The organism is Aeromonas crassostreae (assembly GCF_054052445.1).
This window is the reverse complement of record NZ_JBSTYM010000066.1, coordinates 1-399: the sequence shown is the minus strand read 5'-3', so window position 1 is coordinate 399 and position 399 is coordinate 1. Positions and strand designations below refer to the sequence as shown.

1 pseudogene is annotated in these 399 nt (G+C 63.4%); it reads left to right on the top strand.

From position 1 onward, the window contains the following. A pseudogene (locus ACW5W4_RS18910) lies at nt 1-399 on the top strand (transketolase); the annotation flags it as partial.

The window sequence follows — 399 nt, the reverse complement described above, 5'->3', positions numbered from 1 at the left end:
CTGCCAAGTTCGCCGCCTATGAAGCCGCTCACCCGGCCCTGGCTGCCGAATTCAAGCGCCGCACCACTGGCGAGCTGCCGGCCAACTGGGCTGCCGAATCTGCCAAGATCATCGAAACCCTGCAGGCCAACCCGGCCAAGATCGCGACCCGTAAAGCCTCCCAGAACGCCCTGGAAGCCTTCGGCAAGCTGCTGCCGGAATTCATGGGCGGCTCCGCGGATCTCGCGCCGTCCAACCTGACCATGTGGTCCGGCTCCAAGTCCCTGACCAACGACGACGCCTCCGGCAACTACATCCACTACGGTGTACGCGAGTTCGGCATGTCCGCCATCATGAACGGCATCGCCCTGCACGGTGGTTTCATCCCCTACGGCGCCACCTTCCTGATGTTCATGGAGT